The 12,906-nt window shown below is 67.5% G+C and carries 12 protein-coding genes; 4 read left to right on the forward strand and 8 right to left on the reverse strand.

Annotation, left to right across the window (positions count from 1 at the left end):
- Positions 1 to 170: 170 nt before the first annotated feature.
- The 4 genes from LDO14_RS16835 to LDO14_RS16850 form a co-directional block, all read right to left on the reverse strand.
- Positions 171 to 1,160: a Ppx/GppA phosphatase family protein gene (locus LDO14_RS16835; RefSeq protein WP_018768946.1), complete on the reverse strand. Its 990-nt coding sequence runs from the start codon at positions 1,158 to 1,160 to the stop codon at positions 171 to 173.
- Between the two features lie 7 nt (positions 1,161 to 1,167).
- On the reverse strand, positions 1,168 to 1,587 hold the full coding sequence (locus LDO14_RS16840; protein WP_018768947.1) for an SseB family protein: 420 nt from the start codon (positions 1,585 to 1,587) through the stop codon (positions 1,168 to 1,170).
- Positions 1,588 to 1,638: 51 nt separating this feature from the next.
- Positions 1,639 to 4,365: a type I DNA topoisomerase gene (gene topA / locus LDO14_RS16845; protein WP_018768948.1), complete on the reverse strand. Its 2,727-nt coding sequence runs from the start codon at positions 4,363 to 4,365 to the stop codon at positions 1,639 to 1,641.
- A 129-nt stretch (positions 4,366 to 4,494) separates the two neighbouring features.
- Entirely contained in the window at positions 4,495 to 6,162 is a 1,668-nt protein-coding gene (locus LDO14_RS16850; RefSeq protein ID WP_018768949.1) for a methyltransferase, read from the reverse strand.
- A gap of 43 nt (positions 6,163 to 6,205) precedes the next feature.
- Here LDO14_RS16850 and LDO14_RS16855 point away from each other — a divergent pair, with 43 nt between their 5' ends.
- Positions 6,206 to 6,682: a hypothetical protein gene (locus tag LDO14_RS16855; protein WP_018768950.1), complete on the forward strand. Its 477-nt coding sequence runs from the start codon at positions 6,206 to 6,208 to the stop codon at positions 6,680 to 6,682.
- 50 nt (positions 6,683 to 6,732) lie between these two features.
- On the forward strand, positions 6,733 to 7,296 hold the full coding sequence (locus LDO14_RS16860) for a hypothetical protein (protein WP_026265714.1): 564 nt from the start codon (positions 6,733 to 6,735) through the stop codon (positions 7,294 to 7,296).
- A 66-nt stretch (positions 7,297 to 7,362) separates the two neighbouring features.
- Here the strand turns inward: LDO14_RS16860 and LDO14_RS16865 are convergent, their stop codons facing one another.
- Positions 7,363 to 8,259: a rhodanese-related sulfurtransferase gene (locus LDO14_RS16865; protein ID WP_026265715.1), complete on the reverse strand. Its 897-nt coding sequence runs from the start codon at positions 8,257 to 8,259 to the stop codon at positions 7,363 to 7,365.
- Positions 8,260 to 8,391: 132 nt separating this feature from the next.
- Between LDO14_RS16865 and LDO14_RS16870 the strand changes: the two genes are divergently transcribed.
- The gene (locus tag LDO14_RS16870) at positions 8,392 to 9,084 is read left to right on the forward strand and encodes a GNAT family N-acetyltransferase (RefSeq protein WP_018768953.1); all 693 of its coding nucleotides are present in this window, start codon (positions 8,392 to 8,394) and stop codon (positions 9,082 to 9,084) included.
- An 86-nt stretch (positions 9,085 to 9,170) separates the two neighbouring features.
- Complete coding sequence (locus LDO14_RS16875; protein ID WP_018768954.1) at positions 9,171 to 11,546, forward strand: DEAD/DEAH box helicase; 2,376 nt, start codon at positions 9,171 to 9,173, stop codon at positions 11,544 to 11,546.
- A 21-nt stretch (positions 11,547 to 11,567) separates the two neighbouring features.
- On the opposite strand, the gene LDO14_RS16880 is transcribed toward LDO14_RS16875, so the two are convergent.
- Genes LDO14_RS16880 through LDO14_RS16890 form a run of 3 tightly spaced genes read right to left on the reverse strand, consistent with a single transcriptional unit; the run spans position 11,568 to position 12,867 of the window.
- Positions 11,568 to 11,990, reverse strand: coding sequence for an Rv3654c family TadE-like protein (locus LDO14_RS16880; RefSeq protein ID WP_018768955.1), 423 nt, complete (start codon positions 11,988 to 11,990; stop codon positions 11,568 to 11,570).
- Positions 11,987 to 12,490 (reverse strand): TadE family type IV pilus minor pilin, encoded by a 504-nt coding sequence (locus LDO14_RS16885; RefSeq protein WP_018768956.1) that lies wholly within the window; start codon positions 12,488 to 12,490, stop codon positions 11,987 to 11,989. The genes LDO14_RS16880 and LDO14_RS16885 overlap by 4 nt, the downstream gene beginning before the upstream one ends.
- Positions 12,487 to 12,867, reverse strand: coding sequence for a DUF4244 domain-containing protein (locus tag LDO14_RS16890; RefSeq protein WP_018768957.1), 381 nt, complete (start codon positions 12,865 to 12,867; stop codon positions 12,487 to 12,489). The genes LDO14_RS16885 and LDO14_RS16890 overlap by 4 nt, the downstream gene beginning before the upstream one ends.
- Positions 12,868 to 12,906: the final 39 nt, after the last annotated feature.

A 12,906-nucleotide genomic window follows, 5' to 3' on the forward strand; every position in this document is an offset into this window, starting at 1 on the left:
ACTTGCGGTCCTAACGTAGTTATTACCTCATTGAGGGTGCGAGTGATGCGGCAGGCATGGGGATGCCTGCCAGGGCACCGGCGGCGCGGCGACAGGTTTTCCCCCATTTTCCTGTTGCCCGCCCCGGTGCTTCCGCTTTTAACGGCCGCGGCAGCGGGGGCGTCGGGCCCCTAGACCGGTGCTTCCACCGGCCGGGAAGCGGCCACATGCGGTGCCGGCTCCAGCGGACCGGAAAATACCAGCTGGTCCAGGCGCCGGAGGATGAGGCCTTCACGCAGTGCCCAGGGGCAGATGCGGAGCTTCTTGAACTTGAACATCTCAAGCGCGGCTTCGGCCACCAGCGCGCCGGCCAGGAGCTGATGGGCCCGCGCCTCGGAGACGCCGGGAAGGTGCAGCCTGTCCTCCGAGCTCATGGCCGAGATCCGCTGGGTCCAGATCCCCAGGTCCGAGGCGTGCAGTTCCCGTTTGACGTACGGGCCCTCAGCGCTGGGGGCAGCCCCGGCGATCCGGGCCAGGGAGCGGAAGGTCTTGGAGGTGCCGGCCACCACATTGGCCCGGCCCAGGCCGTCGAACCCGCGGACGGCGGGCTTGAGCGTCGCCCTGATATAGCGCCGGAGTTCCTTGACGCTTTTGGCCGACGGCGGATCCTCGGCGAGCCAGTCCCGGGTGAGGCGGCTTGCGCCGAGCGGCACGGACGTGGCCACTTCGGGGAGCTCGTCCTGGCCGAAAGCCATTTCAAAGGAACCGCCGCCGATGTCCAGGTTCAGGATGGGTCCGGCGCCCCACCCGTGCCAGCGCCGCACCGCGAAGAACGTCATGGACGCTTCCTCGCTTCCGGTGAGTTCCTGGAGGGTCACCGTGGTTTCGTGCTTGACCCGGGCCAGCACTGCCGGGCCGTTGGTGGCCTCGCGGATGGCTGACGTACAGAAGGCCAGCAGGTCCTCGGCCTTGTGCCGGGCAGCAAATTCCCACGCTTCCAGCACGAACTCGGTCAGCTCGTGCTGGCCCTCGTCGCTGATGCTGCCGTCCGGCTCCAGGTACTGGACCAGGGACAGCGGCCGCTTGTGGGACGCGAACGGGACCGGCTGCGCGCCGGGGTGGGCATCCACCAGGAGCAGATGGACAGTATTGGAACCGATATCGAGGACGCCTAGACGCATGGGGACATTATTGCTCGTCAGCGCGCTTGAAGTCGCGCCTGATGTTGGCCACGCCTTCGGGGTTGATCTCGAAACCATAGGCAGCACCGGGGTTGATCACCATGCCGAGTTCATCGCCAAGGTTGGCGATGATGGCGGCGCCCTGGGTGCCCAGCACGTTGGGTGCAGCTTCAAGGTACTGCTGGTCCACCCGGCTCGGGTGCGAGAACACGGCAAGGACGGGGTCGCCGTCGGCGTTGGCAAGGACCAGGGGCTCCACCTGGGAGTCGATGCCCTCAACCGTGTCCGAGCTGATGATGTAGACCTCGCTGTTCAGGAACGACAGGATGACGTCCACGGGGTTCGCGTCGGGTTGTCCGCCGGTGGCGAGCTTCTCTTCGAGGTCGTTGAGCGGCTGGAGGTCCGTGTGCGCTGGCTGTTCAGTCATACGACTAGCCGATCACGATCCGGTGGCCGGCGCAAACGCGCCGGCCACGGGCTACTTCTTCGCCGTTGCCTTCTTCTTGGCCGGAGCCTTGCGGGTGGCGGTCCGCTTGACCGGACCCTTGGCGCGTTTCTCGGCCAGGAGTTCCACGGCCTGTTCGCGCGTCAGTTCCTCGAGGGGCGTGGCCCGCGGAACCGTGATGTTGGTGATCCCGTCGGTGATGTAGGGGCCGAACCGGCCTTCCTTCACCACGATGTTCTTCTCGGACACCGGGTCCGGGCCGAACTCTGCCAGCGGCGGAACCGCGGCGCGGGCGCCCCGCTGCTTGGGCTGGGAGTAGATCTCCAGCGCCTGCTCCAGCGTGATGGTGAAGATTTCCTCTTCCGAGCCGATGGACCGGGAGTCGGTTCCCTTCTTCAGGTACGGGCCGAACCGGCCGTTCTGCACCGTGATGAGGTTGCCCTCGGCGTCCTCGCCCAGGACGCGGGGCAGGCTCATGAGCTGCAGCGCCTCGTCCAGCGTGACCGATTCGACGGTCATGGATTTGAACAGCGAACCGGTGCGCGGCTTGGCCTTGACCGGCTTCTTGGGCGGCTTGGGCTTGCCGTTCTTGTAGTACTCCACCGGCTGCGCCGCAATTTGTTCCTCGGTCATCTCCGGGATGATCTCGGTGACGTAGGCGCCGTAGCGGCCGTTCTTGGCAACAACGGTGTGGCCCGTGTGCGGGTCGGTGCCCAGCACGCGTTCCTCCGGCGCCGCCGTCTCCATCAGTTCGATGGCCTTGGCGGCGGTGAGCTCGTCGGGGGCCAGGTCCTCGGGCACATTGGCGCGCGCCGATTCGACGATTTCGCCGGTCTTCGGGTCCACCACTGCCGCCGAGCTTTCCAGGTAGGGGCCAAACTTGCCCACCCGGAGGGTGATGTCGTCGGTGATGGGGATCGAGTTGATTTCCCGGGCATCGATCTCGCCCAGGTTGTTCACGATGCTCAGCAGGCCGGGGTCGGAGTCCTCGCCGAAGTAGAAGTGCCGCAGCCATGACGCGCCGGCTTCCTGGCCGTTGGCGATCTTGTCCAAATCGCCTTCCATGTCGGCGGTGAACTCGTAGTCCACGTAGTCGGAGAAGTGCTGCTCCAGGAGCCGGATGACCGAGAAGGCGATCCAGCTGGGCACCAGCGCGGAGCCCTGCTTCCGGACGTAGCCGCGGTCCTGGATGGTGGAGATGGTGGAGGCGTAGGTGGACGGGCGGCCGATGCCCTTCTTTTCCAGTTCCGCGGTCAGGGATGCTTCGGTGTAGCGCGGAGGCGGGGAGGTCTCATGGCCCACGGCCTGGATGTCCGCAGCGGTGAGGGAGTCGCCCTTGGCCACGTTGGGCAGGCGGCGCGCTTCGTCGGAGTCGTCGTCGCCGCGCGTCTCGTCCTTGCCTTCCTCGTAGGCGGCGAGGAAGCCGGGGAAGGTAATCACGGTGCCGGAGGCGGAGAATTCCGCGTCCCGCCCGTCGGTGGCCACGGCACCCAGGCGGATGGTCGCCGTCGAACCCTTGGCGTCGCCCATCTGGGAGGCGACGGTGCGCTTCCAGATCAGTTCGTACAAACGGAATTCGTCGCCCGACAGCTGCTTGGCCACCTGGGCCGGGGTGCGGAACGAGTCGCCGGCGGGGCGGATGGCCTCGTGTGCCTCCTGCGCGTTCGCTGCCTTGCCGGTGTACACGCGCGGTGACTGCGGGATGTACTCGGGGCCGTACAGCTCCGAAGCCTGCCGGCGGGCAGCGGTGATGGCTTCGTCACTCAGCGCGGAGGAGTCCGTACGCATATAGGTGATGTAGCCGTTTTCATACAGCCGCTGGGCGATCTGCATGGTGCTCTTGGAGGAGAAGCGCAGCTTCCGGCCCGCCTCCTGCTGCAGCGTGGAGGTGGTGAACGGCGCCGCGGGACGCCGGGTGTACGGCTTGGTGTCAACGGAGCGGACCCGGAACTCCGCATCCTGCAGCCCTGCCGCCAGGGACGTTGCCAGTTCCTCGTTGAGGTGGGCCACGTTCCGGGAAGTGAGTTCGCCGTTGTCGTTGAAATCGCGGCCCGTGGCCACCTTGGCGCCGTCAACGGCGGCAAGCTTGGCCTTAAAGGAGCCGGAGTCGGCACCGAACTGGCCGGTCAGGTCCCAGTAGGAGGCTGCCTTGAAGGCCATGCGTTCGCGTTCACGGTCCACCACCATGCGGGTGACCACGGACTGCACGCGCCCGGCGGACAGTCCCCGCGCCACCTTGCGCCACAGCACGGGGGAGATTTCGTAGCCGTAGAGCCGGTCAAGCACGCGGCGGGTTTCCTGGGCATCCACCAGGTCCTGGTCCACGTCGCGCAGGTTGCCCATGGCGCGCTGGATGGCTTCCTTGGTGATTTCGCCGAACGTCATCCGGTACACCGGGACCTTGGGCTTCAGCACTTCCAGCAGGTGCCACGCGATGGCTTCGCCTTCGCGGTCCCCATCGGTTGCGAGATAGAGTTCGTCGGCGTCCTTGAGCGCAGCCTTGAGCTCGGTCACCTTTTTCTTCTTGTCCGGGGACACCACGTAGTACGGCTTGAAGTCGTGCTCAATGTCCACGGCGAACTTGCCCACCGATGTCTTCTTCAGCTCGGCAGGGAGTTCGGACGGCTGCGGCAGGTCGCGGATGTGACCAATGGAGGCCTCAACGATGAAGCCCTCGCCGAGGTACTTGGCGATGGTCTTGCTCTTGGCCGGAGACTCCACAATCACGAGTTTCTTGCCGGTTTTGGCCTTGCTTGGCACTGTGCTCCTACAGAAAAAGGTTGCTGGGGCAGATGAGCCCATGTTCGCCTAGTTCACCATATTTTGGGGAATCGTGCGCATTCATGTGGAAAAGACGGGGTTCCGGCGAGCGTCTTAGGGGGCCTCCCGTCAGGCTGGGCTCCCTGCCGGAATGAGGAAGCCGTCGCGGACCAGGTTGGCCACGTCGGCGAGCAGCGCACCCTGGAAGGATCCGGCGTCGAACCCTTGCTCCCCGTCCCCGCCGGCGTCCAGGGCCCCACCCAGGAGGGCCTCCAGGGCACCGGCGATCTGACCGGCGGTGAGGTCGCCGTCGCACGCGGACACGAAGCCCGCCAGCTCGGTGCTCATCAGGTTGGTGCGCCGAAGCCCGGCACCCTGCCGGAGCAGGATCACGCCCGGGTGTTCGGCGCCGGGGCGCTGGTGGCGCTCCTCGGTGACGTCGTCGGCCACCAGCAGGTGCGTGCCGGCAAGATCATGCGCGGCCAGCCAGTCGCTGCGTTCGACGGCGGCACCCAGGTGGGGTCCGATGGGCTGCTCGATGGGGTAGCTGATTTCCTCGAAACGGCTGATGGCGGCCGGGCCGCCGTGTGCGGGGCGCCGCAGCCACACCATGCCGAAACCGATCCCTGCCACGTTCCGGGAGGCGAAGTCGTCAAGGTAGGCGGCGTACGCGTCCCGGTAGTGCTGCCGGTCCCGGGATTCCGAGGCGTCCTGCAGCCAGGTTTCGGCATATTGTTCCGGGCTGACCTGCTCGCGCTGGATAAACCATGCGTCAGTTCCCGCCCGCACCCACGACTTTGGCCGCTCGTCCCAGCCAGAGCCGGCCGGGACTTCCCAGTTGCCCAGCATCTGTGCCGAACCGCCGGGGGCCAGGATCCCGGGCAGGTCCGCCACCAGGGAGGCGACGATGTCATCGCCCGGGAGGCCGCCGTCGCGGTAGGTGAACTGGTCCGCGGCATCCTCGCCGGAACTGCGCGGGGTGATGACGAACGGCGGATTGGAGACCACCAGGCCGAATTCCTCACCGGTTACAGGCCCCAGGAGGGAACCCAGGCGCAGGCTCACCCGGTCCTCAAGCCGGTCGGGATCGACGGACAGCGCCTCTGCATTGAGCAGGATGTTGAACCGGGCGTAGGCCAGGGCTCGCTCGGAGATGTCGGTGGCGGTCACGTGCTGGCAGTGGTGGAGCAGGTGGAAGGCCTGGATGCCGCAGCCGGTTCCCAGGTCCAGGGCGCGCTCGGTGTGGCGGCGGATGGTGGTCTGCACCAGGGTGGTGGAGGCCTGCCCGATGCCCAGGACGTGGTCGTGCCGCAGCACCCCGGCCTGCTGGTGGGCGGCAAGGTCGCTGGCCACCCACAGCTCGGCGCCGCCGCTGCCGTCGTCATTCCTGTCCCATCCGTACGGCCGCAGGTCGGCCTTGGCGGTGAGCAGGCCCGAGCCGGGAACGGGCTGTACCAGCCCAAGCTCGAGGAGGCCTTCCACGCCTGTGCCCGGCAGGGCGGCGTCGAGCGTTTCCCGTTCCTGGGGCTCGGCAAGGAGCCACAGACGGACGACGGCGGCAAGCGGCGCTGCTTGGTTGTCCTGCCGCACTGCCCGCTCGGCAGCGAGCAGCGCGGGGATGATCTGGTCCCGGTTCAGTGCCGCGGAGGCGGTGGGGCCAAGCAGCCGGGCGACGCCGTCGAGCGTGTAATCGAGGCGGCGGAGGTCTGCGGCTAGCGCCGCCAGCAGGCCGGGAAGGTCGCTGCGGGGAGCGTCGGGGGTGTTGCCGGCGGTGAACTCGTGAGGGGATCTAGGCACCGCTCAAGTTTAGTCCGGCCTGCCTGCGCGGTACGGTGGAGCCATGCCTTCACGTCCTGCCCTCCTTCCGCGCGCCCGCATGGCAGCCGCTGCGGTGCGCCGGCCGCTGCCGGGGACTCTGTTTGCCGCGGTCCTCGCCCTGGCCGTTGCGGGGTGTTCGCCCGGGACCTCCGTGGAGAATGCGGATGTCCCCAAGTGGCGGGCCACGGCCCTGCCCTCCTCCTCAGCGGCCGTTGTGCTCCAGGACTCGGGCAAGATCCTTAACCGCGACCGGATCGTGCAGGCGGCCGCAAGGGTGCCTGCCGGAAGCTACACGCTGACGGCAGTCTGTGACGGGACGGGGAAGGCCTTCTTCGCGGTGACGCTGGACGGCAAGCCCGTGGCGGAAGCCGGGGCCGCCTGCAACGGCCGGCGCGAGACCACGAAAATCAGCCTGCCGGCTGCCGGACGGGTAGAAATCAGCAGCTCCAGCGTGGACGCTCCGCTGCTTTACGCCTACCAGCTGGTACCGGCCCAATAACGCCCGCTCGGGCTATGGTCCGCCGCCCGCTGCGGGCATAAAGTCTGACTATGCCCAGTGTGCGGAGAATCTCCGCGCCCCTTCCCCGAGGGAGAGCACGGGCGCCGCTGGCACCGAAGCCCGCCGCCGCCGTCGCCCTTGGGCTGGTGCTTGCGGCAGGTGCGCTGGCCGGCTGCGAATATACGTACGACGACGCCCGGACCGGCACCGTGCAGGGCACCGCCAGCGCCGCCCCGGCGCCGGCCTTCACCCGTGACCCGTTGCAGCAGGACCCGGTCAGCGAGGCGGAACTGGGCGATTGGGTGTCGCGGGCGCTCCCCGACGGCACCGGTCCGGTGGTCCAGGCCGATGCCGGGCTCCTGGCCCCCGCGGAAGTGCGGACCATCTCCTCACCGGTCCTGAAGACCGGAACCTACACCCTGGCCATCGCCTGCAGGAGCCAGCGCCGGGTGACCTTCACGGTGCGCACTGAGACCCTCACGCTGGTGGACCTGGGCCTGCGGTGCGGCATCAACCGCGAAAACGTCATCTACCTGTCCACGGACAGCGTCCTGACGGTCAGGGTGGAGGCCAGGACCGCGGCCAACTATGCGTTCTGCGTGTACCGGCTCTGACGGCCGGGGTCGTCCCGGCGGGGGCCTCACCCTGGCTTGGCACCTGCGTCCGGAGCGGCACCGTCCTCAGGCGGCGGTGCAGCCTTGGGGGCAGCGCAACGTCTCGGGACTGGCGGCACACTCCGTGCAGTACAGCGTCAGCGTGCGGCAGGTGGGATTGGAACAGTTCTCGAACTTGCTGGTCGGCGCGGAGCAGCGGGCGCACTGGCCAATGGTCTTGGCGTCGTCGCTGAACTCCAGGTGCATACGCTTGTCAAAGACGTAGAGCGAGCCTTCCCACAGTCCCTGGTCCTTGAAGGCTTCGCCGTAGCGCACGATGCCCCCGTCCAGCTGGTACACCTCTTTAAAGCCGCGGTTCACCATCAGGCTGGAGAGCACCTCGCAGCGGATGCCCCCGGTGCAGTAGGTGACCACCGGCTTGTCCTTCAGGGAGTCGTACTTGCCGGAGTCCAGTTCCTTGATGAAGTCGTGGGTGGTGGCCACGTCCGGGACTACAGCGTCCTTGAACCGGCCTATCTCAGCTTCGAACGCGTTGCGGCCGTCGAAGAAGACGACGTCCTCGCCGTCCTTCTTCCTGGCATCCACCAGTTCATGGAGTTCCTCGGGTTTGAGGTGCTTCCCGCCGCCCACCACGCCGTTGGCGTCGACCTTGAGTTCTCCGGGTGCGCCGAAGGAGACGATCTCGTCCCGCACCTTGACGCTGAGCCGGGGGAAGTCCTCTGCTCCGCCGTCGGACCATTTGACGTCGATGCCGCGGAACCCGGCGTATTCGCGCGTGGTCTTGACGTACTGCTTAACGGCGCCGATTTCCCCGCCCACGGTGGCGTTGATTCCGTCCTTGGAGAGGATGATGCGGCCCGTAAGGCCCAGCTTCTCGCAGAGGGCGCGCTGCCAGAGCCGGACGGCGTCCGGATCGGTGATGGGGGTGAAGCCGTAGAAAAGCACAATTTTGTTCAAAGCCACGCATTTAAGGGTACCGGCTGCAGCGGCGGCCTGGTCCTGCTTCACAACGCCCGGAGGAGGGCCTCATTACGATTGCATAAGCGATTCCCTACCCCCTGTTGCTGGCGATCGGGCTGGAATAGTCTTCTTGCCATGAGTCCGGAAACCGCTGTTGAAGACATCACTGGCCTGCTTGAGGTGTGGGTTGCGGGCTGGGCCGGGTGTCGCGGTTACCAGACCGCCAAGGAGGGCCGCTTCCCGGCAGCACTCCGTGCTGATACCAGCGGCGAGTGGGAAGTCTTCGCCTCAGAACCTACTGATGACGAGTTCGCCACGCTGGCCGCCCGAACCGCAGAAACCCCCGCGCGGGTGCTGACCATCCTTACCAATGACCCCTCCCGCTATGCGGCAATGGCAGGCCGGCAGGGCCTGAATGTCACCTCGGATTCGCAGGCGATGATGATCGTTGACATGGAAACCCAGGACGCGGAGGACCCGTGGCTTTCCGATGACGACCTGAGACTTTCCACGTACGAAAGGGACGGCGTGTATTACGCCGAAGTCCTTTCGGGGGACGCGGTCGCGGCGGGCGGCCGGGCCTTCGTGGTGGGTGATACCGCCGTCTTTGACAAGATCATCACCCAGCCGGCATTCCAGCGCAGGGGCCTGGGGAGCCTGATCATGCGGGCGCTGGCGGCGCAGGCGTCCGGCCGCGGCATCCGGACCGGCCTCCTGCTGGCGTCCGTGGACGGGCAGAAGCTCTATTCGCACCTCGGCTGGAGCACCATTGCCCGGGTCCTGATGCTTTCGGCATCGCATGACGGATCGGATCTGTCGCTGAGCTGAGCCGGCCCGTCCGGCGGAGCCGGGCTGCGGGGTTCCCGTTGGTGACCCGTGACCTGCCGCGGTGCATCGGATGAAAGAATGGTGGGGTGAACCCCCATGACTCCCTGATTCCTCTGCTGGGCCGCGGCCCGGACCCGGAACAGCTCCGTCATGTCCGCAGGATCCCGGCGCGGGAGGCAATCCACGCGCCGTGGCCGGCCTGGGTGCACCCGGACATTCTCGGGGCGTACGGGTCGCTTGGCATCCGCGAGCCGTACCGGCACCAGGTGGACGCGGCCAATGCAGCATATGCCGGGGAGCACGTTGTGGTGGCCACCGGAACCGCGTCCGGGAAGTCGCTGGCGTACCAGTTGCCGGCGCTGGATGCGATCCACCGTTCCGAGCTGCGCGTGCTGGCGGAGCCGGGAAAGATTCACGACGACGGTGCCGTCACCCTTTACCTTTCCCCCACCAAAGCGCTGGCGGCCGACCAGCTGAACGCCATCCGGGCCCTGAGGCTGCCCACGGTACGGGCGGAAACGTACGACGGCGACACGGATCCGGCCGCCCGGCGGTGGATCCGGGACCACGCGAATTTCATCCTGGCCAACCCGGACATGCTGCATTTCGGCATCCTTCCCAACCATGCCTGGTGGGCCGGGTTCTTCCGCCGGCTGCGCTACGTCATCGTGGACGAGGCACACAGCTACCGTGGCGTCTTCGGATCGCATGTTGCTAACCTGATGCGCCGGCTCCGCCGGATCTGCGCGTACTATGGCGCGGGCACCTCGTTCCCCGAACCGGTCTTCATCGCGGCTTCCGCCACCGCCTCCGAGCCTGATGTCTCCTTCTCACGCCTCATCGGCGCCCCCGTGAAGGCGGTCTCCGAGGACTGCTCGCCCCACGGGGCCACCACCGTGGCGCTCTGGGAACCGGCGCTGACCGAGGTCCGGGGCGAGAACGGGGCCAAGGAGCGGCGGACGGCAGTGGCCGAAACTTCTGACCTGCTCGCCAACCTGGTGTCCGCCCGGATCCGGACCATTGCCTTCATCAAATCCCGCCGCGGCGCCGAGACCATCTCCGCCATCACCAAGCGGCTCCTTGACGAGGTGGACCCCAGCCTCCCGCAGCGGGTGGCCGCCTACCGCTCCGGATACCTTCCGGAAGAGCGGCGCGCGGTGGAGAAGGCGCTGCGGTCGGGCCAGCTGCTGGGCGTTTCCAGCACGTCCGCCCTGGAGCTGGGAATCGACATTTCCGGTCTCGATGCGGTCTTGGTGGCCGGCTGGCCCGGGACGCGGGCTTCCCTGTTCCAGCAGATTGGCCGCGCCGGCAGGGCGGGCCAGGATGCCATCGCCGCATTTGTGGCCAGCGATGATCCGCTGGACACCTTCCTGGTGAACCACCCGGAGGCGATTTTCGATGTCTCGGTGGAGGCCACGGTCTTCGACCCGTCCAACCCCTATGTGCTGGGACCACACCTCTGCGCCGCGGCAGCGGAACTCCCCCTGGGACCGGCGGAGCTGGACCTTTTTGGCGGAACTGCCGAAAAGCTCCTGGACCGTCTGGTGGCGCAGGGATATTTGCGGCGGCGTCCCGCCGGCTGGTTCTGGACCCACTCGCAAAGCGCCGCGGCCATGGTCAATCTCCGGGCCGACGGCGGCGGTCCGGTCAGCATCGTTGACGCCGAGACCGGCTCGCTGCTGGGGACCATGGACTCGCCCCAGACCCATTACCAGGCCCACACGGGCGCGGTATACGTCCACCAGGGCGACACCTACGTGGTGGAGGACCTGAACGAAGACGACCACTCTGTCATGGTTCGCCGGGCAAACCCCGACTACTACACCACAGCACGGGACGTGACCCAGATCGAGGTCCTGGACACGGTGCGGACCATGCAATGGGGCGATGTAACCGTCCACTTCGGCGATGTGAAGGTCACCACGCAGGTTGTCTCCTTCCAGCGCAAGGCCTTGATTTCCAACGAAGTCCTGGGTGAGGAGCCCCTTGAGCTGGGTGCCCGGGAGCTCTTCACCAAGGCCGTATGGTTCGTGGTGGACAACCGTTCCTTGACGCGGGCCGGCCTCATCGAAGCCCAGTTCCCCGGTGCCCTCCACGCCGCCGAGCACGCCGCGATCGGGCTCCTTCCCCTCGTCGCCTCCAGCGACCGCTGGGACATCGGCGGGGTCTCCACGGCACTGCATGCGGACACCGGGGTGCCCACCATCTTCGTGTATGACGGGCACCCCGGCGGGGCGGGGTTTGCCGAACGGGGCTTCGACAAGGCCATGGTGTGGCTGGCGGCAACCCGGGACGCCATCAAGGCCTGCGAGTGCGAGTCCGGCTGCCCGTCCTGCGTGCAGTCCCCCAAGTGCGGCAACAAGAACAATCCGCTGGACAAGGCCGCCGCGGTGACCCTGCTGGATGTCCTGCTCAAGGATGCCTCCGAGACGTCCCGTGTGGATGTGGAGGCGAGGAGCTGACGCCCGATGCCGGCGTCATCGCTATGGCGGCGGCCCTGCCCGGGCATGTCCGGTTGCGGCTCCCAGCAGCGGGCGCTCGCCGAGCCGGGTCCGCACCTCAATGGTCTGGCCCGCGCCCTCGGTACAGCTAAGGACCGTGGCGGCGTGCCGCGCGGCGACCTCGGCGGCAACACTGCAGGGCTCGCCCGTGGTGATGCCGCGGAGCGCATCCGCTGCGGCAAGGGCCGCCAGGTCCGCAGCCGCTGCCGCCCTGCTGGCCAGCACGGCGGACTGGGCCAGCAGCAGCATGACGGCCATGGCCGTCATGACCACAAGGGCCAGCCCTGCGGCCAGGACTGTGCCCGAACCGCGTTCGCGGCCGTCATGCCTTCCCGCCCCGCGCCTGCCCTTGGTGGTGTGGCGCCTGGCGGCGGCAGTGTGGGGCCGTCCGGCATCGGCCATCATTTGGCGGCCTGGCCATGCGTGGAGCCCCTGAGGGCACCGGCGCCGATGCCGGCTCCCGTCCCGGCTGTTTCGCTCCGCATTGACGCACGCGCGGTGAGGGTCCACGGGATGGATGCTCCCAATGGCCCAGGCACGCGGTCCGTGACCGTGATGTTGAACCACTCGCCGTCTGCAGCAACTGACGCAGCCGCCGTACCGCCGGCGAGCGTCCGGACCGTCCGTTCCACTGCCACGGTGTCATCGCCCCGGGCCAGCGCCCTGGCACCGGCCCTGGCTCCCTCCTCGATGCGCAGTTGCGTCATCCCCGCGGCGGCTGCTGCAAGCAGCATGGCCAGCAATGCCAGTACGGCAGGCAGTGCCACGGCGAACTCTGCGGTAACCGCGCCGCGGGCGTTTGCACCGGCGTCCGCCGTCTTCCGGTCATCGTTGCCGCCGGCGCTGCTGCCGACGACGGCCGTGAGGGGTCCATGAATTCGCAGCCCCGCCGGCAGAGGTGTCACGGCAGCGCCAGCGCGGTGCGGATGAGGTTGAGCAGGAAACCACGTACCTCGTCGCTGCGGAGGATGAACACAAGCAGCCCGGCGAACCCGACGGCGGCCAGGGTAGCAATGGCATATTCCGCGGTGGCCATGCCGGCCTGGGAACCCAGCAGCCCCGTGGGGCGCCATGTCTTGGGCCGGAGACTTCCCGAACCAGGGTGGAGTTCGACGATCCTGCCTGCCTCCGGGAGGGAAGTCTTTGGGCCCAAGGCAGGGGCGGAAGCGGATGGGATGCTGCTGGTGCTGCGCGGGGCGCCGTCCTTTTTCGTGGGCTTCTGGCCGGACGCGGCGAACGCGGAGGTTCCTGCCGTGTAGTGACGGCGGTGGTGGATGGACATGTGGTTTTCCTTTCCATTGGTTTCCGGTGGTTTCCCGGC

Source organism: Arthrobacter sp. NicSoilB11 (assembly GCF_019977375.1).
In the GTDB taxonomy this organism is placed as follows: Bacteria; Actinomycetota; Actinomycetes; order Actinomycetales; family Micrococcaceae; genus Arthrobacter.